This window comes from Dyella sp. (genome assembly GCF_035685805.1).
In the GTDB taxonomy this organism is placed as follows: Bacteria; Pseudomonadota; Gammaproteobacteria; order Xanthomonadales; family Rhodanobacteraceae; genus Dyella_A.
Genome location: NZ_DASSAB010000017.1, coordinates 20,273 through 43,540 on the forward strand (window position 1 = coordinate 20,273; position 23,268 = coordinate 43,540).

General features: G+C 70.6%; 17 protein-coding genes. 12 read left to right on the top strand and 5 right to left on the bottom strand.

Translation table 11 applies throughout. From position 1 onward, the window contains the following. Positions 1 to 7: 7 nt before the first annotated feature. The 9 genes from VFG40_RS03800 (at position 8) to hrpB (ending at position 10,103) form a co-directional block, all read left to right on the top strand. The gene (locus VFG40_RS03800) at positions 8 to 487 is read left to right on the top strand and encodes a GspH/FimT family pseudopilin (RefSeq protein ID WP_324895078.1); all 480 of its coding nucleotides are present in this window, start codon (positions 8 to 10) and stop codon (positions 485 to 487) included. Further along, positions 484 to 939 (top strand): type IV pilus modification PilV family protein, encoded by a 456-nt coding sequence (locus VFG40_RS03805; protein ID WP_324895080.1) that lies wholly within the window; start codon positions 484 to 486, stop codon positions 937 to 939. The genes VFG40_RS03800 and VFG40_RS03805 overlap by 4 nt, the downstream gene beginning before the upstream one ends. After that, positions 936 to 1,604 carry a type II secretion system protein GspJ gene (locus tag VFG40_RS03810; protein ID WP_324895082.1) on the top strand — a complete coding sequence of 223 codons (669 nt, stop codon included), beginning with the start codon at positions 936 to 938 and terminating at the stop codon, positions 1,602 to 1,604. The genes VFG40_RS03805 and VFG40_RS03810 overlap by 4 nt, the downstream gene beginning before the upstream one ends. Further along, complete coding sequence (locus VFG40_RS03815; RefSeq protein WP_324895084.1) at positions 1,601 to 2,473, top strand: type II secretion system minor pseudopilin; 873 nt, start codon at positions 1,601 to 1,603, stop codon at positions 2,471 to 2,473. Before VFG40_RS03810 ends, VFG40_RS03815 begins: the two co-directional genes overlap by 4 nt. Further along, positions 2,470 to 3,630, top strand: a complete 1,161-nt coding sequence (locus tag VFG40_RS03820) for a PilN domain-containing protein (RefSeq protein WP_324895086.1) — start codon at positions 2,470 to 2,472, stop codon at positions 3,628 to 3,630. The genes VFG40_RS03815 and VFG40_RS03820 overlap by 4 nt, the downstream gene beginning before the upstream one ends. Continuing rightward, positions 3,627 to 4,250: a type II secretion system protein GspM gene (gspM, locus tag VFG40_RS03825; RefSeq protein ID WP_324895088.1), complete on the top strand. Its 624-nt coding sequence runs from the start codon at positions 3,627 to 3,629 to the stop codon at positions 4,248 to 4,250. The genes VFG40_RS03820 and gspM overlap by 4 nt, the downstream gene beginning before the upstream one ends. After that, positions 4,247 to 4,996, top strand: a complete 750-nt coding sequence (locus VFG40_RS03830) for a hypothetical protein (RefSeq protein WP_324895090.1) — start codon at positions 4,247 to 4,249, stop codon at positions 4,994 to 4,996. The genes gspM and VFG40_RS03830 overlap by 4 nt, the downstream gene beginning before the upstream one ends. Further along, entirely contained in the window at positions 4,996 to 7,302 is a 2,307-nt protein-coding gene (gspD, locus tag VFG40_RS03835; protein WP_324895092.1) for a type II secretion system secretin GspD, read from the top strand. Before VFG40_RS03830 ends, gspD begins: the two co-directional genes overlap by 1 nt. A 287-nt stretch (positions 7,303 to 7,589) precedes the next feature. Next, positions 7,590 to 10,103, top strand: a complete 2,514-nt coding sequence (gene hrpB, locus VFG40_RS03840) for an ATP-dependent helicase HrpB (protein ID WP_324895094.1) — start codon at positions 7,590 to 7,592, stop codon at positions 10,101 to 10,103. A 278-nt stretch (positions 10,104 to 10,381) separates the two neighbouring features. Here the strand turns inward: hrpB and VFG40_RS03845 are convergent, their stop codons facing one another. After that, the gene (locus tag VFG40_RS03845; RefSeq protein ID WP_324895096.1) at positions 10,382 to 11,293 is read right to left on the bottom strand and encodes a DUF2167 domain-containing protein; all 912 of its coding nucleotides are present in this window, start codon (positions 11,291 to 11,293) and stop codon (positions 10,382 to 10,384) included. 207 nt (positions 11,294 to 11,500) lie between these two features. Here VFG40_RS03845 and VFG40_RS03850 point away from each other — a divergent pair, with 207 nt between their 5' ends. Then, a complete protein-coding gene (locus VFG40_RS03850) occupies positions 11,501 to 14,170 on the top strand; it encodes a bifunctional diguanylate cyclase/phosphodiesterase (RefSeq protein ID WP_324895098.1) in 2,670 nt (889 codons plus the stop codon). A gap of 32 nt (positions 14,171 to 14,202) precedes the next feature. On the opposite strand, the gene VFG40_RS03855 is transcribed toward VFG40_RS03850, so the two are convergent. Further along, the gene (locus tag VFG40_RS03855) at positions 14,203 to 15,603 is read right to left on the bottom strand and encodes a M20/M25/M40 family metallo-hydrolase (RefSeq protein WP_324895100.1); all 1,401 of its coding nucleotides are present in this window, start codon (positions 15,601 to 15,603) and stop codon (positions 14,203 to 14,205) included. Positions 15,604 to 15,716: 113 nt separating this feature from the next. Here VFG40_RS03855 and VFG40_RS03860 point away from each other — a divergent pair, with 113 nt between their 5' ends. Both VFG40_RS03860 and VFG40_RS03865 read left to right on the top strand, forming a co-directional pair. Then, on the top strand, positions 15,717 to 16,979 hold the full coding sequence (locus VFG40_RS03860) for a TIGR03862 family flavoprotein (RefSeq protein WP_324895102.1): 1,263 nt from the start codon (positions 15,717 to 15,719) through the stop codon (positions 16,977 to 16,979). 131 nt (positions 16,980 to 17,110) lie between these two features. Further along, the gene (locus VFG40_RS03865; RefSeq protein WP_324895104.1) at positions 17,111 to 17,326 is read left to right on the top strand and encodes a hypothetical protein; all 216 of its coding nucleotides are present in this window, start codon (positions 17,111 to 17,113) and stop codon (positions 17,324 to 17,326) included. A gap of 103 nt (positions 17,327 to 17,429) precedes the next feature. On the opposite strand, the gene dbpA is transcribed toward VFG40_RS03865, so the two are convergent. From dbpA to VFG40_RS03880, 3 genes are all read right to left on the bottom strand, one after another. After that, a complete protein-coding gene (gene dbpA, locus VFG40_RS03870) occupies positions 17,430 to 18,824 on the bottom strand; it encodes an ATP-dependent RNA helicase DbpA (protein ID WP_324895106.1) in 1,395 nt (464 codons plus the stop codon). A gap of 60 nt (positions 18,825 to 18,884) precedes the next feature. After that, positions 18,885 to 22,139, bottom strand: coding sequence for a hybrid sensor histidine kinase/response regulator (locus VFG40_RS03875; protein WP_324895108.1), 3,255 nt, complete (start codon positions 22,137 to 22,139; stop codon positions 18,885 to 18,887). Between the two features lie 265 nt (positions 22,140 to 22,404). Next, positions 22,405 to 23,124 carry a pseudouridine synthase gene (locus tag VFG40_RS03880; protein WP_324895110.1) on the bottom strand — a complete coding sequence of 240 codons (720 nt, stop codon included), beginning with the start codon at positions 23,122 to 23,124 and terminating at the stop codon, positions 22,405 to 22,407. Positions 23,125 to 23,268: the final 144 nt, after the last annotated feature.

Sequence of the window (23,268 nt, forward strand, 5' to 3'; positions counted from 1 at the left end):
GTGCATCATGCAAGCCGCTGCCACGGTCCGTGCCGGTCGCGCAGGCGGCCGGCACGCGGGCGGTTTCACCCTGTTCGAGATGCTGGCGGTGATCCTGCTGATCGGCATTGCGGCCGCGGCGGTGTCGGTGTCGGTATCACAGGGGCTGGGCAGCGCACGGGTCAGCGCCGCCAGCGGCGAGCTGGCCGCGGCGCTGCGAGCTACCCGTGCCAAGGCAATCGTGCAGCAGTCGGAAACGCATTTCGACGTGGACACCCGCGCGGCCACCTACCGCGCCGCCGACGGGCGCAGCGTGGCGCTGCCCGGTGGCATGAGCGTCAGCATCACCAGCGCGAAGGAGGACCAGGTCGACCGCTCCACCGGGCGCATCCGGTTCTTCCCCGACGGCAGCTCCACCGGCGGTCACGTCACGCTGCAGCAAGGCAAGCGGCAGTGGCGGGTGAACGTGGCATGGCTCACCGGTGCGGTAAGCGTGGAGCAGCCATGAGCCGGGGCCGGGTCCAGCGTCTCGCCGCGGCGACGCGCAGCGGGCAACGCGGCTTCAGCCTGATCGAGGTGATCGCTGCGCTGCTGCTGCTGGCGATCACCTTCACCGCGCTGATGAAGGTTGCCGGCGGTGCGATCGGGCTGACCCAGCGGGCGGCCCAGCGAAGCGAGGCGGCCATGTGGGCGCACAGCCTGCTGGACAGCGCTTTTGTCACCGAGCCGGTGCGTCCGGGCACGCGCTCGGGTGCCTTCGACAAGAGGTTCCACTGGCAGTTGCAGGTGACCCCCTGGAGCGCGTCGGGCAAACCTTCGCCGAACGCCGCGCTGCAGCTGTACCAGCTCGACCTGGACGTGATGTGGCAAGGCGGCGGACACGACTACAGCGCGCACTTCCGTACCCTGCGGCTGGCCAGCGCGCCCGCCGGCGCTGCGCCGGGCGGGGTGGGGCCATGAAGCGCGCCGACGGTTTCAGCCTGCTGGAAGTGCTGGCGGCACTGGTGCTACTGAGCCTGCTGCTGCTGGGCGTCTACTCCGGCGTGCGCACCGCCGCGCACAGCGTGCGTTCGGGCACGGCGGCGGTGGAGCGGCTCGATCAGGTGCGCTCGGCGCAGCAGCTGCTGCGGCGTGAACTGGCGCAGACGATGGTTGCGCCGATCGGCCACGACGCCAATGGCGACAGCGTGTTCTTCAAAGGCACGGCGCGCGAGATGAGCTTTGTCGCGCCGCTTCCCGGTTACCTGGACAAGCTCGGTCCGCAATTGCTCACGCTGTCGCTGAAGGATTCCGGCAAGGGCGAACTGCGCCTGGAGCTGCAGCTGGCGATGTTGCCCCCCGACGGCAAGCCGGCCAAGGCGCTGGGCAAGCCGCAGTTGTTGCTGGACCACATCAAGAGCGGCAGCTTCCAGTACCGCGGCGTGGACGCGCGCGGCCAGCCGGGCGACTGGCAGGACCGCTGGCCGGATGGACGCCTGCTGCCGCAACTGGTGCGCGTCGAGCTGGTGCCGCTGGGCACCACGCCGTGGCCGCAGTTGCAGGCGCCACTGCGCATCGATCCATCCAGCGGCCTGATGCTGCAGGGGCCACTGCAGCGCCTGCGTGGACTCGGGGGCATGCCGTGAGCCGGCGCCCGATGCCTTTGCGCCGGCGCCAGCGCGGCGTGGCGTTGCTGGTCGTGCTGTGGGCTTGCACGCTGCTGGCGGTGCTGCTGGGCGGCTATGCGGTGATGGCGCGAACCGAGGCGCTGCAGGCCCGCTACGCCTTTGCGCGGACCCAGGCGCAATACGCCGCCGAAGCCGGTGTGGCGCGGGCGATCTACGCGTTGCAGGATCCGCAGACAGCCCTGCGCTGGATCCCCGACGGGCGCCCCTACCGCTTCGTCTTCGGCGATACCACGGTGCAGGTCGAGGTGATCGACGAAAGCGGCAAGGTCGACCTCAATGCGGCCGCGCCGGAGGTGCTTGTCGGTTTGTTCACCGCCGCGGGCATGCAAGCCGCCGATGCGCGGGCGCTGACCGATCGGGTGGTGGCGTGGCGCAGTTTCGGCACCACGGTCGGTCCCGATCCCGCCGATGCGGCCTATGCCTCGGCCGGGCTGGACTATGGCCCGCGGCACGGCCCGTTCGCCAGCATCGAGGAGCTGCGCATGGTGCTGGGCATGCCGGCGCGGATCTACCGGACGGTTGCCCCGGAGGTCACGCTCTGGTCCGGGCGGGACGCGCCGAACCCGGCCACCGCGCCGCCGCTGGCGCTGGCGGCGATACCCGGCATGGACGCCACCGCGATCCGCCAGGCGCAGCAGGCCCGCATGGCGCTGGACCCGGCCACGGCGATGGCGTCCGGTGGCGGGGTGACGCATAGTATTCGTTCGCAGGCCACGCTGGCCGACGGCACCAGCGCCGTCGTGCGGACCACCATCCGCCTGCGCGGAATGCGTGCCGGTTCCCAGCCCTACGCGGTGCTGCGCTGGCAGGAGGGAGACGGGCAATGAACACGACAGCGCAGTCGATGCGCCCGCTACTGGATCGTCTGCGGCGGGCGTGGCGCAGCTCGCCGCTACCGTCGTTCCTGGCGTGGTGGGGCGGCGAGCTGCGCGCGCTGCTGCCGGCAGCGATGCAGCAGGCGCTCGATGGCGGCACCCGCTGGCACCTGCTGGAGCTGCGCCAGGGCAACTGGTGGCTGCGCCCGGCCGGCCAGCCCGAGCCGCTGGCGCACTGGCCCGATGCGGCCGATCCGGCGCTGCAGCAGCAGACCCTGCGCCAGGCACTGGCCGCCGTGGACCCGCAGGATCTGCGCCTTGCGCTGTGCCTGTCGGCGTCGGCGGGGCTGCGACGCACCATCACGTTGCCGCTCGCGGCGCGGGACAACCTGGCCCAGGTGGTGACGTTCGAGATCGATCGCCAGACGCCGTTTCGCGCCGAGCAGGTGGTGGTGGACGTGCGCGAGCTGGCGCAGGGCGCCGGCGAAGGTCGCTTCGCCGTGGAGCTGATCGCGCTGCCGCGCAGCACGCTCGACCCGCTGCTGGAGCGCCTGGCGGCGCTGCGCATGCAGGTCGACGCGGTGGACCTCGCCGCCGGTGACGGCCGCGTCGGCGCCAACCTGCTGCCGCCCGCGCAACGCCCGCGCCGGCGGGATCCGCGGCGGCAGCTGAACCTGGCGCTGGCCGCTGCCTGCGTGGTGCTGGCGGCGCTGGCGCTCGGCCAGTGGCTGCACAACCGGCAGCTGGCGCTGGCCGCCATGCAGGCGCAGGTCGAGGCCATGCGCGGCGAGGCGCAGCAGGTCGCCGCGCTGCGCCAGCAGCTGCAGGACAACGCCGGCGCGGCGGGTTTCCTGGCGCAGAAGAAAAAGGATTCCGTCCCGGTGCTCGCCCTGTTGCTGGACATGACCCGACGCCTGCCCGACACGGCGTGGCTCGAGCGCTTCAGCCTCGATGCCAGCGGCGCGATCGGGTTCCAGGGCCAGAGCGTGCAGGCCGCCAAGCTGGTGGACGCGTTGAAGGACTCGCCACTGATCCGCGACGTCGGTTTCCAGGGCTCGATCCAGCCCGACCCCGGCACCGGCAAGGAGCGCTTCTACATGGTCGGCAAGGTGCGCACCCAGGCCCCGGCCGCTGCAACGGCACCCGCACCGTCGGGCAGCGCGCCATGAGGCGGCTGGTGATGAAACCGCGCGACAGCCGGCTGGCCGCCATTGGCCTGCTGGTGCTACTGGTGGTGCTGGCGTACTTCGCGCTGCTGCACTGGTGGTTCGTGGCGCCGCTGCGGCAGATCGATGCCGAGATGGCCGACCTGCGCGACACCCAGAGCCGCTACGCTGCGGCGATCGCACAGAAGCCTGCGCTGGAGAAGCGACTCGCCGCGCTCGGCGCCGGCCAGGCCGCCAGCAGCGCGTTCCTGCCCGAGGATGATCCCAATGCGGCCAGTGCCGGGCTGATGCAGCGGGTGGTCGACGTGGCCGCCGCGCACCCGCGCAACGGCGGCTGCGAGGTCACCCAGAAAATGCCGCTGCCCGAGCCGCCCGCCGAAGACGGCGAGCCCTATCGCAAGGCCGCCGTAAGCATCAGCCTGCGTTGCGACATCGAACCGCTCAGTGCGGTGCTGCACGACCTGGAGCAGGGCACGCCGTACCTGTTCGTGGGCGACCTCAGCATCTTCCGCAATCCGGTGATCACCCAGCAGAACGCGCAGGCGCCGCTGGAAGTGCAGTTCACGCTGACCGGCTACGTGCGCCCGTCGCGAACCATGCCTGTCGCGGGAGCCGCCCCGTGAAGGCCGCCACGCAACGACGCATGACGCCGATGCTGGCGCTGCTCGCACTGGCGTTCGCCGCGGTGCTCGCCATCCTGCTGTTGGGAGTGGGCGAGGGCGTGCGCTGGAGCCCACCGCATGCACCGGCCAGCCTGCCGCCCGGCGGCAGCGCCGCCGCCCTGCCGCCGCCACAGCCGCTGGAACAGTTCGCGCTGGTCTGGCAGAAGCCTTTGTTCAGCCCGGACCGCCGCCCTTCCGCCGTGGCCGACGCCCAGGGCGCGGTGGGCGACCTGGCGCTGACCGGCGTGATCATCACGCCCGGCCTGCGCATGGTGCTGGCGCACGACAAGAGCAACAATCGCGACCTGCAGATCGTCGAAGGCAAGTCCACCCCGGACGGCCGCTGGACGCTGGTCGAGGTACACCCGCGCGCGGCCGTGTTCGACGCTCCCGATGGCCGGATCGAGCTCAAGTTGCCTGCCGGTGCCCCGTTCGAAAAGACCGGCCCGCACGACATGCAGCCGGGTGCGGCCGAGATGCAGCGACACGAGGGCACCAGCCTCGGCGGCGACGATGACGACGCCCCGGAAGACGATCCCAACCCGCCGCAGTCCCCGCGCATGGGCCTGAGCCCCAACGCCGGCCGCGCCCAGCGACCGCGGCAAACCCAGGCACAGCTGCAGGCGGAGCGCATCCGCCAGCTCAATGCCGTGATCCAGAAACGTCGGGCCGAGCAAGCTGCCTCGAACCCGCAAGGAGCTCGTTGATGGTCCGCACGTCCAAGCATCCCCTTCTACGCGTCATCGCCGTTGCCGGCGTGGTCTGGCTCGCGGGCTGTGCCAGCGCGCCGCCGCCGCGTGACGACGGCGCGCTGCAGCGCGAGGCGATGGCCGGCACCGAAAAGCCGGCCCCGCCGCCGCTGCCGCTCAACGCCGCGCTTGGCAAGGCCGAGCCGACTGCGTCTTCGCCGCAGATCAGCACCGGCAGTGGCCGGTTCATCCAGCCCAGCGCGCTGGCCAACCCGCGTCCGGCGGCGCAGGGCGACGGCGCGGTCACATTCAATTTCGAGAACCAGCCGGTGCAGGCGGTGGTCAAGGCGGTGCTCGGCGATCTGCTGAAGAAGAACTACACCATCGCCCCCGGCGTGGAAGGCAACATCTCCTTCGCCACCGCCGAGCCGGTGGACTCCAGCCAGGCGCTGCCGATCCTGGAGATGCTGCTGTCGTGGACCGGCAACGCGCTGGTCAGCGGCAGCGGCGGCTACGTGGTGATGCCGGCCAAGGACGCCGCCTCGGGCAACCTGGTGCCCGGGCTGGGCGCCAGCGCGCCCACCGGCGGGCTGCAGGCGCGCCTGTTTCCGCTGCACTACATCGGCGCGGCCGAGATGCAGAAGCTGATCAAGCCGTTCGCGCGGCCCGACGCCGTGCTGCTGATGGATCCGGCACGCAACCTGCTGGTGATGTCCGGCACGCCGCAGGAGTTGGCCAACTACGCACGCACCGTGCGCACCTTCGACGTGGACTGGCTGCGCGGCATGTCGGTGGGCGTGTTCTCGCTCGAGCGCGCCAGCGTCACCGACCTGATGCCCAAGCTCGACAGCCTGTTCGGCAAGGACGGCAATACGCCGCTGGCGGGCATGCTGCGTTTCATCCCGATCGAACGCACAAACGCGCTGGTGGTGATCTCCACCCAGCCGGACTACCTGCGCGAAGTGGGCGACTGGATCGCCCGGATCGACCGCGGCGGCGGCAACGAGCCGCAGCTGTTCGTCTACGACGTGCGCAACATCAAGGCCTCCGATCTCGCCCACTACCTGGCGCAGATCTATACCGACAACGCCGGCGGCAGCAGCGGCAGCGGCGGCGAAGTCGGGCCGGGACTGACCAGCTCGATGCTCGGCAATACCGGCGGTGCCGGCAATGCCGCCATGGGCAGCAACGCCGGCAGCTTCGGCAGCAGCGGCATGGACAGCGGCGGCGGCTCGCGCGACGGCGGCGGGCTGGGCGGCGGCACCGGCGGGCTGGGCGGCCAGACCGGCGCCGGCGGCAGCACCGGTGGCAGCGGCAACGGCGGCGCGCTGATCAACAACGTCAGCGGCAACGCCGGCGCTGGCGACCAGCAGTACAGCTCCAGCGACGGCAGCATCCGCATCGGCTCGGTCGATGCCAACAACCAGCTGCTGGTCCGTGCGCGCCCCTCGCAGTGGGCCGAGATCGAAGACGCGATCAAGCGCCTGGACAACGTGCCGCTGCAGGTGCAGATCGAGACGCGGATCCTGGAGGTGAGCCTCACCGGGAACCTGCAGTACGGCGTGCAGTGGTACCTGCAGGGCCTGGCCGGGGGTACCCAGAATGACGACGGCAGTTTTACTCCGGGTAACCCGGACAATCCGCGGCAGGGCGCATTGGGTCTGGGCGGCAATCTCTACAATGCTGGCAAAGATGCGCTGTTCTACTCCTTCGTCAATTCCAACCTCCAAGTCGCCCTGCACGCGATGGAGTCCAGCGGTAACACCAAGACACTCTCGGCGCCATCGATGGTTGTCATGAACAACCAGGTGGCGCATATCCAGGTGGGCAACCGGGTGCCGGTGAACAAGACCAGCGTCAACATCGGCATCGGTTCGGGCATCCAGAACGACGTGGAGTACCTCGACACCGGCGTGATCCTGAATGTGCAACCGCGAGTCAATCCTGGTGGTCTCGTCTACATGAACGTGGGCCAGCAGGTGAGCCAGGTGGATCGCACCGCCGAGCTGGTCAACGGCAATCCGACCATTTCGCAGCGCGAGTTGGCGACCCAGGTGGCTGTGCAGAGCGGGCAGACCGTGCTCCTGGGTGGCCTGATCCAGCAAGATGAGGCCGACGGCAACAGCGGCGTCCCGGTGCTCAACCGCATCCCGGTGCTCGGACGGCTGTTTGGCACCACGACGCGCAACCACAACCGTACCGAGCTGATCGTGCTGATCACCCCACGCGTCATCAGCAGCAGTGACGACGCCCGCCGCATCACCGACGAGTACCAGCAGAAGTTCGAGTCACTGGCGCCGCTTCGCGCCAAGCCGCAGCCGTAAATGCATCGGCGGCAAGCAGCTGCTGTCGCGGGGTTCCATCTCCTGCCACGGTAACGAAGGGGAGGCCGGCTCTTGGACGATGCTCCGGCGCCGGCTCGGGCTCGACCGGGCGGCATTGCGCGCGGGACGGAATCCCGTCGCCGCATCCTGGAGCCGAGGAGTCGCGCCTGAAGGCCTGTCTTGAGGGCTCCACCTCCTGCGGCAACACGCTTACACGAGCTCCGTGAGCGGGCGGAGCTTCCGCTTCGGACGAGGACCGCACTCGTCCAGCCCGTATCATCCCTGCGATGACGCCGCCTCCCGCCTTTCCGATCACCCCGCTGCTGCCCGAGATCCGCGATGCGCTCACGGCGCATCCGCGGCTGGTGCTGGAAGCGCCGCCCGGCGCCGGCAAGACCACCCAGGTGCCGCTGGCGCTGCTCGACGCGCCGTGGCTCGCCGGGCAGAAACTCCTGATGCTGGAACCGCGCCGCATCGCCGCGCGCGCCGCCGCGCAGTTCATGGCGCAGCAGCTCGGCGAGCCGGTGGGGCAGACGGTGGGCTACTCGATCCGCTTCGAGTCGCGCACCAGCGCGGCCACGCGCATCGAGGTGGTCACCGAGGGCATCCTCACCCGGCTGATCCAGGACGATCCGGAACTGACCGGCATCGGCGCCATCGTGTTCGACGAATTCCACGAGCGGCATCTGGCCGGCGACCTCGGTGCGGCGCTGGCGCTGGACGTGCAGGCCACGCTGCGGCCCGAGCTGCGCCTGCTGGTGATGTCGGCCACGCTGGACGGCGAGCGCATCGCGCAGTGGCTGGACGCGCCGCGTCTCAGCAGTCCCGGCCGCAGCTTCCCGGTGCGCATCGAGTACCCGCCGGCGCGCACGCAGGAGAGCGTGGAGCATCACGTCGCGCGCATCGCGCGGCAGGCGCTGGCGGAGAACGACGGCGACGTGCTGGTGTTCCTGCCCGGCCGGCGCGAGATCGCCCGCGCGCAGACCGTGCTGGCCGCCACGCTCGACGAGGCGGTGGAGCTGGTGCCGCTGCACGGTGAGCTCGGCCTCGCCGAGCAGCAACTGGCGCTGGCGCCGGCCGAGCCCGGCACCCGCCGCGTGGTGCTGGCCACCAACGTGGCCGAGTCCAGCGTGACCTTGCCGGGCATTCGCGCGGTGATCGATGCGGGCCTGGCGCGCGAGCCGCGTTTCGATCCCAACTCCGGCTTCACCCGACTGGAGACGGTGACCATCTCGCAGGCCTCGGCCGACCAGCGCGCCGGTCGCGCCGGCCGCGTGGCCGAGGGCACGGCGTATCGCCTGTGGCCCCAGAGCAAGCGGCTGGAACCTTCGCGCACGGCGGAGATCGCGCAGGCCGAGCTGTCCGCGCTGGCGCTGGAGCTGGCCGCGTGGGGCATCACCGCAGCGAGTGCCGCCGACCTGCCGTGGCTCGATCCGCCGCCGGCCGGTGCGCTGGCGCAGGGGCGCGAACTGCTGGGGCTGCTCGGCGCGCTGGATCGCGACGGCCGCATCACCGCGCTGGGCCGACGCATGCTCGAACTCGGCGCGAGCCCGCGACTGGCCGCCGCCGCGCTGCGCGCCCCGTCCGAGCGCCTCGCTCTGGTCGCCGACCTGCTGGCGCTGATGGACGCACGCTCACCGCTGCGCGGGGAGCTCGCGCGCAGCGACGATTTCCGCACCCGCGTGGGCGCGCTGCACGTGTGGCGCGATCGTCGCGGTGGCGGACGCATGGAAGCCGACGTGGGCGCGCTGGCGGCGATCGAGCAGGCGGCCAAGGGCTGGCGCCGACGCCTGGACGTGCGCACCGCGGCCACGGGCGTGCCCGACAGCCACGCGGTGGGCGACCTGCTGGCGCACGCGTTTCCCGACCGCATCGCCTTTCGCGATGCGAATCAGCCGCTGCGCTACACGTTGGCCAACGGCCGCGGCGCGCGCCTGCACGAGCAGACCGCCCTGCTGGGCGAGCCGTGGCTGGTGGCGCTGGACCTGCGCCACGAGGCGCGCGACAGCCTGATCCTCGCCGCCGCGCCGCTCGATCCGCGCCAGCTCGAGCGCGACTTTCCCGCCGCGTTCGTGCGCGAACGCGTGCTGCGCTGGAACGAGGCGCGCGGTGCGGTGGAGGCGTTCGAGGAGCAGCGCTTCGGCGCCATCGTGCTGGAGCGGCGCAGCGTGCCGGTGCAGCCAGCCGACGCGCTGCCCGCGCTGCTCGCCGCGGTGCGCAGCCGCGGGCTCGACGCGCTGCCGTGGAGCGACTCGGCGCGCCGCCTGCGCGCACGCATCCAGGCCTTGCGCGAGTGGATGCCCGAACTGGCACTGCCCGACGTCAGCGACGCGCACCTGCTGGCCACGCTGGAGCAGTGGCTGGCGCCGCATCTGCAAGGCAAGCGCGGGCTCGACGCGCTGGCCGGCGAATCGCTGTCGCAGGCGCTCGCTGCGATGCTCGACTACGAGCAGCGCCGCACGCTCGACGCGCAGGCGCCCGATCAACTCACCGTGCCCAGCGGACAGAGCCGCCGGCTCGAGTACGCGCCGGGCGAGCCGCCGGTGCTCGCGGTGAAGCTGCAGGAACTGTTCGGCCTCGCCGACACGCCGCGGATCGGCGGCGGCCGCGTGCCCGTGACGCTGCACCTGCTGTCGCCGGCGGGTCGGCCGATCCAGGTCACGCAGGACCTGAAGGGCTTCTGGGAGCGCACCTACCCGGAGGTGAAGAAGGAGCTCAAGGGCCGCTACCCGCGCCACCCTTGGCCGGACGACCCGTGGAGCGCCACGCCCACCCATCGGGCCAAGCCGCGCGGCACCTAGGCAGCTCGCTCCGCCAGGCGCAGGCGTCGCGGCTTTCCTCCGCAGGCGCGAAGTCGCCGCAAGCGTTCTTCAGGGCGATCGATCCGGCACCGCCATGGTCCGTCATGCAACGTCGGCGGCGGCGACCCGAAGCGCGCTCGACGGGGCCGTCAGGCCGTCCGCCTGCTCTCGAACAGACGGTGGTCCGTCCGACGCCGCGCAACGACCCTCCGGCGACCTGTCGAGCACGATGCGGGGACGTCCGATGGATCAGCGCACGCCCCAAGGCAACGCTTCGCTTACGCCTGCTTGCGGCGGAACAGCTTCTTGAACAGACCCGCCACGGCAGCGAGGCCGAGGATCAGGAACTTCTTCAGCGCCAGCAGCATCAGCCCGAGCTTGGCGAACAGTCCGGCCTTGGCCGCGATGCCGCCGGCGACCAGCGCGCCGATGCCGTAGGCGGCGAGCTTGTCGGTGCTCTTGTCGAAGTCGACGTAGCGCTGGCCGGCGTCGAAGTCGGTCATCGCCAGCACGTCGGGCATGTCCGCCTTGACCTTCGCCAGTTGATCGATGGGCGCCACCGCGTTGAGCGACAGGTAGCCCTGCCGGCCCAGTACGCGAATGTCGTAATTGAGCGAATGGCCGCTGTCGCCGTTCTGGCTGAAGATCAGATCGCGCGCCCAGTAAAGCTTGTGGCTGGCGGTGTCGTAGTGCGGCGGCTCGGCCCAGCCGGCCAGTTCCACTTCGGGAAAGCCCTGCTTGCGCCGTTCCGCGTTCTCGTCGTGCGCGCTCTCCTGCATGTCGCGCAGCATCTTGTCGTAATCGATGCCGGCGGCATCGGCATCGGACACATAGCCTTCGGACACGTAGGTCACCACCACCGCCCAGCTGTTGTCGTCCAGCAGCACGTGCGGATCGTCGCTGGGCAGGATCATGCCCAGCACGTCCTTGTCCGGCGGGTTGTTCCACAGTTCGCCGAGCACGCGCTGCGCATCGTGCGCGTTGAGGAAGCCGTAGCCCGGCTTCAGCGCAAGGTGCGCGTGCGCACCGGGAACTGCCACTGTGCCGCTGGCCGGGTGCAGCGAAGCGATGAAGCGCTCGGTTTGCGCAGCGGCCGTATCCGCGGGGCCAGCCGCGCGGGCGACGGCCAGCGGCAGGCAAAGCAGTGCGGCCAGCGCCAGGCGCGCTGGCGCGGTGAAGCGAGATGTCATGTGGATCCCCTGTGGCGTTCGTTCCATCGACGCGCGGCGTTCCCGCTGCCGCGCGGGCGCTCCCCTCGGCGCGTCCCGCCGACGTTGTAGCAGAGCATGCAAACGGTGCCCAGCATCGACGCGGCTCCCTCCAAAAACCGTACTGCACGTGCGGTCCGGATGTGCTCAGATAGCCGCCACCTGCCTCTGGGTGTCACGGATCCCTGATTGAGCCAGCTTCCCGCCGCCGCGCAACCGCCCGATCCGCCCGCCGCCGACGCGCGTGCGCCGAGCCCGTCGGGCCGGGCCTACTCGTGGCTGTGGGTGCTGCTGACGCTGGCGCTGGGCGTGGCGCTGACGCTGGTGCTCCATCACCAGCAACGCGGGCGGCAGAAGGCTGCCACCGCCGCCGCGCTGGCCGAGCTGGCCGACAAGAACTATGCCTCCCTGCAGGCAAAGCTGGCCTCGTCGGAGCTGCTGATGCGGGCCATCCAGACGCTCTACATCGCCTCGGATGACGTGACCGAAACGGATTTCGAGCACTTCTACGCCAACCTGCAGCCGCGCCAGATGTTCCCCAGCATGCTCTCGCTGGCTTACGCCGAGCGCACCTACGGGGCCGACGGCGAGCACTACATCACCCGGCGGGTGGCGCCGCAGGTCGGTAACGAGCGCGTGCTCGGGCTGGACATCACCCTGCAGGCCCGCAACATGGATGCGCTGGTGGCGGCGCGTGACAGCGATCGCCCGGTGATGTCCGCGCCGTTCGAACTGGTGCAGCGGGGGGGCGACGGCGAGCCGATCCAGGGGGTGACCATGCGCCTGCCGATCTTCAGCGAGGGCCCGCCGCCGCGCACGCCGATCGAACGCAGTGCGCGACTGGTGGGTTCGATCGGGGTGGCGTTCCGGGTGTCCGACCTGATCGGTAGCGCCTTTTCCAGCGACGCCCTGCAGCGGCTGCACGTGCGGGTGGAGGACGTCACCGACGGTACCGCTCACATGCTGTTCGATTCGCTGCCCGGTCAGGCGATGCTCGTGCTGCCGGAGTTCAGCCGCGACCTCAGCTACGGCGGCCGCCTGTGGCGCGTGTCGATCGGTTACCGGCCGCAGCCCCCCGGCCCGCTGGCGTGGTCCGAATCGCTGCTGCCCTCGGGACTACTGATCAGCGTGCTGCTCGCCCTGCTGGTGTGGTCGGTGGCCGGCACGCAGCGGCGGGCGGTGGAACTGGGCTGGCGCATGAGCCGGCGCTACCGCGAGAGCGAGGAGCGATTCCGCGCGCTCAACGAACTGCTGCCGGCGCTGGTGCTGCTGGCCGATGCCGGCGACGGGCGTGTGACCTACGCCAACCAGGCCTCGCGCGACCGGCTCGGCGAGAACCTGCTCGGGCGCGAACTGCACGAACTGTTCGAGGATCCCCAGATCCGCCGCCAGCTGTGCGACCCGGTCAGCGGTGGTGCGACCCATCTCGAGGCGGTGCTGCACAACCAGAGCGGCCAGCGCTTCTGGGCCAGTGTCTCGGTGGCGCAGGTCGAGCTGGACGCCGTGCACAAGCTGCTGCTGGTAGCTGCCGACGTCAGCGAACAGCGCCAGCTCAACGACCTGCTCAGCTACCAGGCCAGCCACGATGCGCTGACCGAGTTGTACAACCGGCGCGAGTTCGAGCGGCGCCTCGCCGACGTGCTGGTGGCCGTGGCGGGCGGCGCGCCCGCGGCGGCGCTGCTGTACATCGACCTGGACCAGTTCAAGCTGATCAACGATACCTCCGGCCACATGGCCGGCGACCAGCTGCTGGCCCAGCTGGCGATGACCATGCGCGAGCACCTGGCAGCGCACGACGTGCTGGCCCGCCTGGGGGGCGACGAGTTCGGCGTGCTGCTGCCCCGCGCGGGGACGCGCGAGGAGGCCGAAGCAGTGGCCGAGCAGCTGCGCCGGCGCATCGACGGCTACGTGTTCATGTGGGAGCAGCGCAGCTATTCCATCAGCGCCAGCGTCGGTGGCGTGATGATCGACCACCGCGGCATGCAACTGCACGAGCTGTTCGCCCAGGCCGACACGGCCTGCTACATGGCCAAGGAGCTCGGTCGCAACCGCGTGCATTTCTATTCCGAGCACGATGACGAGACCGCCCGCCGCCGCAGCGAAATGGACTGGGCCAACCGGCTGCGCTGGGCGGCGGAAGAGCGCCGCCTGCTGTTGATGTACCAGGAGTTGTGGCCGCTCGCTCCACAGGACGGCGACGGCGCCCGGATCGAGCTGCTGCTGCGGTTCCGCGACGAGAACGGCCGCCTGGTGGTGCCCGGCGCCTTCATTCCCGCAGCCGAACGCTACGGCCTGATGCCGGTGATCGACCGCTGGGTGATCGAGACGGCGCTGTCGCACTTCGACCAGCTGCACCCGGCCGGCGCGGCCCTGCAGCTGGCGACGATCAACCTGTCCGGTGCCAGCGTGGAAGACGAGGCGCTGGCCGATCGCATCATCGAGCTGCTGACGATGCACCGGGTGGACCCCGCGCGGGTGTGCTTCGAGATCACCGAGACGGTGGCGGTACGCAACCTGTCGCAGGTCGCACGCTTCATGCAGCGACTGCGCGCGGTGGGTTGCAAGGTGGCGCTGGACGACTTCGGCGCCGGCATGTCCTCTTTCGGCTACCTGAAGAACCTGCCGGTCGACATCATCAAGATCGATGGCAGCTTCATCCGCGACATGCTCGAGGACCCGGTGAGCTACGCGATGGTGCGCGCGGCCACCGACATCGGCCACCGGATCGGTCTGATCGTGGTGGCCGAGTGGGTGACCAGCGACGTGGTGATGCAGGCGCTGCGCGAGCTGGGCGTCGATCTGGCGCAGGGTTTCTCGCTGCACGTGCCCGAGCTGGTGCCGTTCCAGCGCGACGGATGATCAAGCCGGGCCGGCGCGAACGCCGGCGCGGATCACTGCGCGGCGGCCTCCGGTGCCTGCCGCTCGAAGCTGCCGGACGGGCCGGGGAATACCACGGGGCTCTCGTAGCCGTCGGCCGAGACCGCCGACACGCCGAAGAACCAGTCGTCGATCACCACGTCATCGATTACCGCCTTGTCCACGTCGCCCACCGCGCGCGCGTATTGCCAGCGCGGCGCCGTCGTGTCGCGCCAGTGCACGCGGTAGCCGGCGGCGCCGGGCACCTTGCGCCAGCTCACCGTGGTGTCGGTGGCCAGCGCGCCCTCGGTGGTCACGCCCGTGGGCGGCGCCGGCGCGTTGGCCACCGCGGCCATGGTCACGGTGTTCAGCGCGGTGACGCGGGCGAGGTAGCGGAAGTCGATGCCGTCGAGGGTGTCGCCGTAATGGATGCCCCGATCCTGATCCGTATTCCCGGTGCGCAGATCCTGATGCTGCCTGGTGTAGTCCTCGTGGCCTTCGCTGACGCGGATCGCCGGATAGCCGGCCTTGAGGAATTCCACTTGGTCGCCGCCGCGGCCGTAGCGGTCGGTGCGGTAGATCATCTTCACGCGGAAGTCGGGCAGGTACTGGTCGGCGATCGATGCCATGTAGCGCGCCACGCTGCGCGAGGGCGAATCCACCTCGCCGCCGAAGTAGTTGCGCACGCGCGCCTGCTTGGCCGTCTCCGTGCTGCGGGTGCCTTCGCTGAACACGCGCACGGTAGTGTTGTCGCGCGCGCCGTTCTGGCCGCGGCTGTTGCCGACTATGTCGTTGTTGAGATCGGCCTCCACCTGCCAGCCCTGCGCCACTGCGTAATCGGCCAGCACCTTGCCGCCATACAGGCCCTGCTCTTCGCCGGAGAGTGCGGCGAACACCAGCGTGGCGCGGTTGTCCTGCTTGCTCAGCAGCCGTGCCGCCTCCATCAGCGCGGCCACGCCGGACGCGTCGTCGTTGGCGCCGGGGGCGTCGCTGGTGGAGTTCATGATGTCGGTGACGCGCGAGTCCAGATGCCCGCTCATCACGATGACGCGTTTGGGATCGCTGCTGCCGCGCTTGATCGCCACCACGTCCATCACTTCCACTGGCTTGGGCGCGCGCTCGCCGGTGAACATCTGCGAAGGCGTCACCACCTCGATGCAGCCACCGCAGTCGCGCGAGATCGCCTCGAACTGCGCCTTCACCCAGCGCCGCGCGGCGCCGATCCCGCGCTTGTCGGATGTCGTATCGGACAGCGTGTGGCGGGTACCGAAGCCGACCAGATGCGCGATGGTGTCGTGCAGGCGCGCCTCGCTGGGCGCGCCGGCCAGCGCGTGCAGCGCGGCGTGCTCGCGCGGTTGCACGGCATCTTGCGCCGCCGTGGCGCCGCTGGCGGCGGCGAGCAGGGCGACGGGAAGCAGAAGTCGGAGTCGGGGCATCGGCGGAACCTCGGGTGATCGCTCGGGAGGAAGGCGCGGCGTGCGCATCGCCCGAGTATGCGCAGCGCGCGCGCCGCGCACCACTCGACCTTCGGCATGCGACCATGCGCGGCATGACCGACTCCTCTCTTCCGCGCGCGGCCGTGATCGGCGGCGGGCCGGCCGGCCTGATGGCCGCCGAGCAGCTGCGCGCCGCCGGCATCGCCGTGGACCTCTACGACGCGATGGGCTCGGTGGGCCGCAAGTTCCTGCTCGCCGGCAAGGGCGGCCTCAACCTCACCCACGGCGAAGCGTTCGACGATTTCGTCGCCCGCTACGGCGATCGCGCGAACGAGGTGGGTGCCTGGCTGCGCGAGTTCGATGCCGAGGCCCTGCGTGCGTGGGCGCGCGGGCTCGCCGTGGAGACCTTCGTCGGCAGCTCCGGCCGGGTGTTCCCCGCCGACATGAAGGCCGCGCCGCTGCTGCGCCGCTGGGTGCGCCGCTTGCATGCCGACGGCGTGCGCTTCCACATGCACCACCGCTGGCTGGGCTGGCAGGACGACGGCGCCCTGCGCTTTGCCACGCCGACCGGCGAAACCACCGTACGCGCCGATGCCACCGTGCTGGCGCTCGGCGGCGGCAGCTGGCCGCAACTGGGATCGGATGGTGCCTGGATGGCCGCACTGCAGGATGCCGGCGTGGCGACGGCGCCGTTGGTGCCGGCCAACTGCGGCTTCGAATGCGCCTGGAGCGAGCATCTGGCCAGCCGCTTCGCGGGCGCGCCGCTCAAGGCGGTGGTGGCGCAGTGGCACGACCGCAACGGCTGGCGGCACCAGCGCCAGGGCGAATGCGTGATCAGCGAGTACGGCATCGAGGGCAGCCTGATCTACGCCATCGGCCCGGCGCTGCGCGAGCAGATCGCCGCACGCGGCGAGGCCCTGCTCAAGCTCGACCTCGCGCCCGGTTATCCACTGGACACGCTGGTGTCGCGCCTCGGCGCGCCGCGCGGCAAGCACAGCATCGGCGACTGGATCCGCCGACGCGCGGGGCTCGATGCGGCCAAATGCGCGTTGGTGTTCGAAGTGGCCGACAAGGCCACGCTGGCCAACCACGTGGCGCTGGCCGGGTTGATCAAGGCGCTGCCGCTGCGCCTGCGCGCGCCACGGCCGATCGCCGAGGCGATCAGTACCGCCGGCGGAGTACGTTTCGATGCCATGGCACAGGAGCACCTGATGCTGCGCGCGCGCCCCGGCGTGTTCTGCGCCGGCGAAATGCTCGACTGGGAAGCGCCCACCGGCGGCTACCTGCTCACCGCGTGTTTCGCCAGTGGACGACGCGCCGGCAACGCGGCCGCGCAATGGCTGGCGGATCGGCACGGGCCGCCCGCGGCTGCCTGAACCCTTGGCTGCGGGACTGGTGGCCCCGGCACATCGGCGTTAGGCTCGCTGACGGGTGAGGTAAAGCCAGGGCAGCATGCCGGTTCGCGACGTCAGCGGCATCAGGCCCAATCCGATGAAGAGGTGAGGTCATGAAAAGTCGTTCGATGTTCGCTGCGTTCGCCGTGACGCTGGCAGCCGCCGCCACGGTGGCGATCGCACTGCCCGCGGTGGCCGGTACGGCCGGTCATGCGTCGTCGGTCACGGTGCGCCCACTGGCGCTGCGCGAGATGCAGCCCTACGCCGCGGCCGCTGCCCTGCCGCAGTCGGCGGTGGTGGAGATGCCCGCCTGCAGTACCTGCCACTGACGAGCGTCCTGCTGCCGGCCCATCGCCGGAGCGCTGCATAAGACCAGGCCCGCTGCGGCGTCACCGCGGCGGGCCTTTTTCATGGCCGTCGGCGCGCCGCCCGCTAGCCCAGCGAGCGCACCCGGAAGTTGCGTCCCTTGATCCGGCCCGCGCGCAACCGCTCGAGCGCCTTGTTCGCCAGGTCGCGGCTGATCGCCACGTAGGCGCGGGTGGCGAAGACGTCGATCTTGCCGATGTCCTTGGCCGCCAGGCCGGCATCGCCGGTCAGTGCGCCGAGGATGTCGCCGGGGCGCAGCTTGTCCTGCCGCCCGGCATCGATCACCAGCGTCTTCATCGGAGCCAGCTGCAACAGCTTGCCCCGCGCCGGGCCGATCTTCAGCGCCTGCCAGGGCAGCGCACTGGCCAGCACCTGTTCGATGTTGTCGGCCTTCGGCTTTTCGCGGGCGGTGACGAGGGTGATCGCCAGTCCGGTCTCGCCGGCACGGCCGGTGCGACCGATGCGGTGGGTGTGCGTGTCCGGGTCGTGCGCGATGTCGAAGCTCACCACCAGCGGCAGCGCGACGATGTCCAGCCCGCGCGCGGCCACGTCGGTGGCCACCAGCACGGCGCAACTGCGGTTGGCGAAGCGCACCAGCACTTCGTCGCGGTCGCGCTGTTCCATGTCACCGTGCAGGGCGAGCGCGGAGAAGCCGCGGCGGTCCAGCTCCTGCGCCACGGCGTCGACGTCCTTGCGCATGTTGCAGAACACCAGCGCCTGTTCGCGTGCGGCTGCGCCACTGCGCTCGGCGGTGAGCAACTGCGCCAGCGCGTCCAGCTTCTGCGCCGGCTCGACCATCACGAAGCGCTGCTCGATCGCCGGCGCCTGCGAGGCGGGCGTCTCGATGGTCACGTCGACCGGGTCGCGCTGCACGCGCGCGCTCACTGCGCGGATCTCCTGCGCGTAGGTGGCCGAGAACAGCAGCGTCTGGTGGTGCTTGGCGATGCGCCCGACGATGTCGTCGATCGCCTCGGCAAAGCCCATGTCGAGCATGCGGTCGGCCTCGTCCAGCACCAGCACCTTGATGCCGCCGCCGTGCAGGCTGCCCCGCTTGAGGTGCTCCTGCACGCGCCCGGGGGTGCCCACCACGATGTGCGGATCGTGCGACAGCGACGCCAGCTGCGGACCCAGCGGCATGCCGCCGCACAGCGTGAGCAGCTTCACGTTGGGGATATTCGCCGCCAGTTTGCGGATCGCCTTGCTGACCTGGTCGGCCAGCTCGCGGGTGGGGCACAGCACCAGCGCCTGCAGGCGGATGGTTTCCGGATCGATGCTCTGCAGCAGCGAGAGTCCGAACGCCGCGGTCTTGCCCGAGCCGGTCTGCGCCTGGGCGATCACGTCGCGCCCGGCGAGCATGGGCGGCAGGCTTTGCGCCTGCACCGGGGTCATGGCGGCATAGCCAAGGGCCTGGATGCTGGCGAGCAGGGCGGGCTTGAGGGGGAGGTCGGTGAATGCGGTCATGCGCCATGATCGCATCTGCGCCGACCCCGCGGGCGGACCTCCGCTCGGGCTGCGCTTCGCTCAGGCGTTGCGGGCGGCCTGCGCACTGAAGAGCGCGTCCAGCGCATCGCGCACGTCGTCCGAGCCGAACGGCTTGGTCAGGATGCGCGTGCGTTCGTCGGGGCTCACGCCGCGCACGTGTACTTCGCCGGTGGCAAACAGCACCGGCAGCTCAGGTGCAGCCTCGCGCAGGCGTCGCGCGAGCTCGACGCCGGACATGTCCGGCAGGCCCACGTCGGTGAGCAGCACGTCGGCCGGTTGCGTCGCCTGCAGCGCGATCGCCTCGCCCGCGTCGGCGGCCTCGGAGACGCGATGTCCGCGCGCCTGCAGCATCTCCGCGATCAGGCTGCGGATCATCCAGTCGTCTTCGCAGACCAGGATGTGCAGGGGCCGCGCCGCCTGGTGCAGCTTGCGCGGCGCGGGGGCAACCGGTTTCGCCGCACGGATCGGCTGTCCGGGACCGCCCAGCATCTGCCGCAGCCGACGCGCCAGCGCCTCGCGGGTGTAGGGCTTGCTGAGCAGCTCGATGCCCTCGCTGAGTCGCCCGCCGTCCATGATGGCGTTCTGGGTGTAGCCGGAGGTAAACAGCACCGCCAGTTGCGGCAGCAGCAGCCTCGCGGCGGCCACCAGCTCCACGCTGCGCATCGGCCCGGGCATGACCACGTCGGTGAACAGCAGGTCGATCCGCGCACCGCCCTCGATGATCGCCAGCGCGCTGGCCGCATGGCGGGCCTTCAGCACGCGGTAGCCGAGGTCGCGCAGCATCGCGATCACCGTGTCGCGCACGGCATCGTCGTCTTCCACCACCAGGACGGTTTCGGTGCCACCGACCACCGGTCCGGTGTCGGGCGGAGCGGTGGGGGCGTCCTCGGGCCGTTTGCAGCGCGGCAGGTAGAGCCGGATCGTGCTGCCCTGGCCCGGCGTGCTGGCGATCTTCACGTGCCCGCCGGACTGCTTGACGAAGCCGTAGACCATCGACAGCCCCAGCCCGGTGCCGCGGCCTTCGGGCTTGGTGGTGAAGAACGGCTCGAACACTTTTTCGATCACCTCGGGGCTCATGCCGCAGCCGGTGTCGGAGATGGCCAGCACCACGTACTCGCCCGCGGCGGCGTCCCCCTGGGCCAGCGCGTGGGCCTGGTCCAGCACCGCGTTGCCGGCCTCGATGGTGAGCCGGCCCAGCCCGTTCATTGCATCGCGCGCGTTGATCGCCAGGTTGAGCAGGGCGTTCTCCACGTTGCCCGGATCCACCTCGGTGTTCCACAGGCCGTCGGCCACCACCGTCACCACGTCCACGCCCTCGCCCAGCGTACGGCGCAGCATCTCGTGGGTGTCGCGCAGCAGCTTGCCCAGGTGCACCACCTTCGGCGCCAGCGGCTGGCGCCGTCCGAACGCCAGCAACTGCTGCGCCAGCCGGGAGCCGCGCGCCACGCCGCTCATCGCGTTGCGGATGCGCGTCGTGATGCGCTCATCCTCGCCGGCCTCGCGTTCGAGCAGCTGCAGGTTGCCGCTGATCACCTGCAGCAGGTTGTTGAAATCGTGCGCGATGCCGCCGGTGAGGTTGCCGATCGCCTCCATCTTCTGCGCCTGGCGCAGCGCGTCCTGGGTGCGATAGAGCTCGGCACTGCGGCGCGCCACGCGCTCCTCCAGTGTGGCGGTAAGGTGGGTGAGGGCGGCTTCGGCGGCCTTGCGATCCTCGATGTCGGTATTGGTGCCGATCCATTGCTTGACCGCGCCGAAGCCGTCGCGCAGGGGGACGCCGCGCACCAGGTGCCAGCGGTAGGCGCCATCGGCCCGGCGCAGCCGGCATTCGGTCTCGTAGACGTCGGCGTGCTCGAGCGCGAGGCGCCACGCGCTGGCGACCCTGGCCATTTCGTCCGGGTGGATCAGCGCCTGCCAGCCGCTGCCTTCCAGCGAGTTCAGCCGCGCACCGCTGTAGATGTAGGCGCGGTCGTTGAACCACTCGACCTGACCGTCGGGCCGCGCCGTCCACACCAGGTTGGGCATCGACTGGGCGATGCTGCGCAGGCTTTCCTCGCTGTCGCGGATCGCCTGCTCGGCCTCGTGGCGGGCGGTGATGTCCATGAACAGCGCCACGAACCGGTCGTCGCCGATGGCCCGCACGCGCACCTCGAACCAGCGCTCGCCGAGCCGCCGTGCCTGCACTTCGAACTGCGCCGCCTGGCCGCTGTCCAGCACCGCCGCATAGCGGGCGATGGTGTCGCCGGAGACATCGGGGTTGAGGTCTCGCATCGAGCGGCCGAGCGTGTCGTTCACCGACAGCCCGGTCTGCGCCTCGAACGCCGGATTGAGCTCGATGAAACGGATGTCCGTCACCTGGCCATGCGCGTCGCGGATGGCCTCGCCGATCGCGAAGCCTTCGCGCATCTGGCCGAACAGCTCGCGCCAGCGCATCTCGCTCGAGGCAAATGCCTGCTCGGAGAGCTTGCGGTCGGTGATATCGAACACCACGCCGAGGTAGCGTTTCGAGCCGTCCGTGCGCTGCAGGACCTCGCCGCGCCGGGCCAGCCAGCGCACCTCGCCGGTGGCCGGGTCCAGCCGCCGGAACTCGGCGTAATGCAGCGGATTGGACCAGTTGCGGCGGGACGGGCCGGCCGCGCCGCGGTCGTCCGGATGCATCAGGGCGAGCAGGCGCCCTTCCTCCACCGGCTCGCCGTCCGGCAGCCCCCAGATGCGGCGGTACTGCTCCGAGGCCTCCAGCTGTCCGGTCTCCGGGTACCACTCGAACAGGCCCACGCCACCGGCGCGCTGCGCAATCGCCAGCCGCTGCGCCGTCTCCACCCGGTCGGTGACGTCGCGCACCACCGCCAGCGCCAGTCGCGGCTCACCGCTCTCGTCACAGACCGGGCTGTAGTCGATCGACAGCCACAGGTCCTCCGGTTCCCCGGAGCGCTGCAGCACCATGTTGATCTCGTGGTAGGTCAGCGTCTCGCCGGCCAGCACGGTGCGGATCACGTGCGCGTTGAAATCGGCGACCTCCGGCCACGCTTCCATGGCGCTCATGCCGAGGATCTCCGGGTGGCGTGCACCGGCGAACGCCGCGTAGGCGGCGTTATAGATCAGCGTGCCCTGCTCGCCGCACAGCAGCACCATCGGCAAGCCGCCGCCAAGCACCGTGCAGACGCTGATCCGCAGGTAGGCCGGCCACTGCGCGATCGGGCCCAGCGGCGTGCGCGACCAATCCTTGCGGCGGATCAGTTCGCCCAGTTCGCCGGCGCGCTTGAGAAACTCCGGTTCGCCGGTGACACCGCTACTCATCCACGTTTCCTGCTCGAAGTGCGGCCGAGCCGCCGGGCTGATTTGCCGGATAGTAACGCCTCACCGGCACCCGCCGTGTGCACGCGAAGTGGTCGCGCGGACGCGTGCTCGCGGCCCGTCCGGGCCGGCGATCCGTGCGCGGGGTCGAGGCGGGCGCGGCCTCCGTCGCACGGAGGCTTTGCGCATTGCGGACGTCCCGGCGACAACGCGCGGCGGCTGCCGTGCCTCGTATCGGCCGCAGTGATGGGTCAGCGGCGGGGCGCGCTCACCACTGCGTGCGCTGAGGCAGCAGCCCCTTCAGCTCCGCATCGGTGAGATTGCGCCACTGGCCCGGCTTGAGGTGGCCGAGCTTGATGTTGTCGATGCGCACCCGGCGCAGTTGCGTTACCCGGTAGCCGAACGCCGCCGCCATCAGTCGGATCTGCCGGTTCAGGCCCTGGGTCAGCACGATGCCGAAGCCGAACCTGGCGATGCGCCGCACGCGGCAGCGCTGGGTCATCTGGCCGTGGATGCGCACGCCCTTGCTCATGCCGGCGAGGAACTCGTCGGTGACCGCCTTGTTCACCGCCACCAGGTATTCCTTTTCGTGGTGGTTCTCCGCGCGCAGGATCTCGTTGACGATGTCGCCGTTGCTGGTCAGCAGGATCAGCCCTTCGGAATCCTTGTCCAGCCGGCCGACCGGGAAGATGCGCTGCGGGTGGTCGACGAAGTCGACGATGTTGCCGTCCACACTCTGGTCGGTGGTGCAGGTGATACCCACCGGCTTGTTCAGCGCGATATAGACGGCCTTCTTGGCCGACGGTGTGGCCGCCAGCACGCGCGCCTTGACGACCTCGCCGTCCACTCGCACCTCGTCGCCCTCCAGCGCCTTGGCGCCGGTGGAGACGACCTCGCCGTTGATGGTGACGCGCCCGGCGAGCAGCAGCTCGTCCGCCTCACGGCGCGAGCACAGGCCGGCTTCGCTGATGTATTTGTTGACACGCATGAGGGAGGGCCGGGGAACGGGGAACGGGGAACGTCAGGATTGCGGAGAAGGTGGCTCAGGGAAGCGATGGGACGGGGCAAGGCTGCGGCCTGGATGGCCGCCGCTATCTGCAGGTTCCCCGCTTCCTGTTCCCCGTTTCCCGCT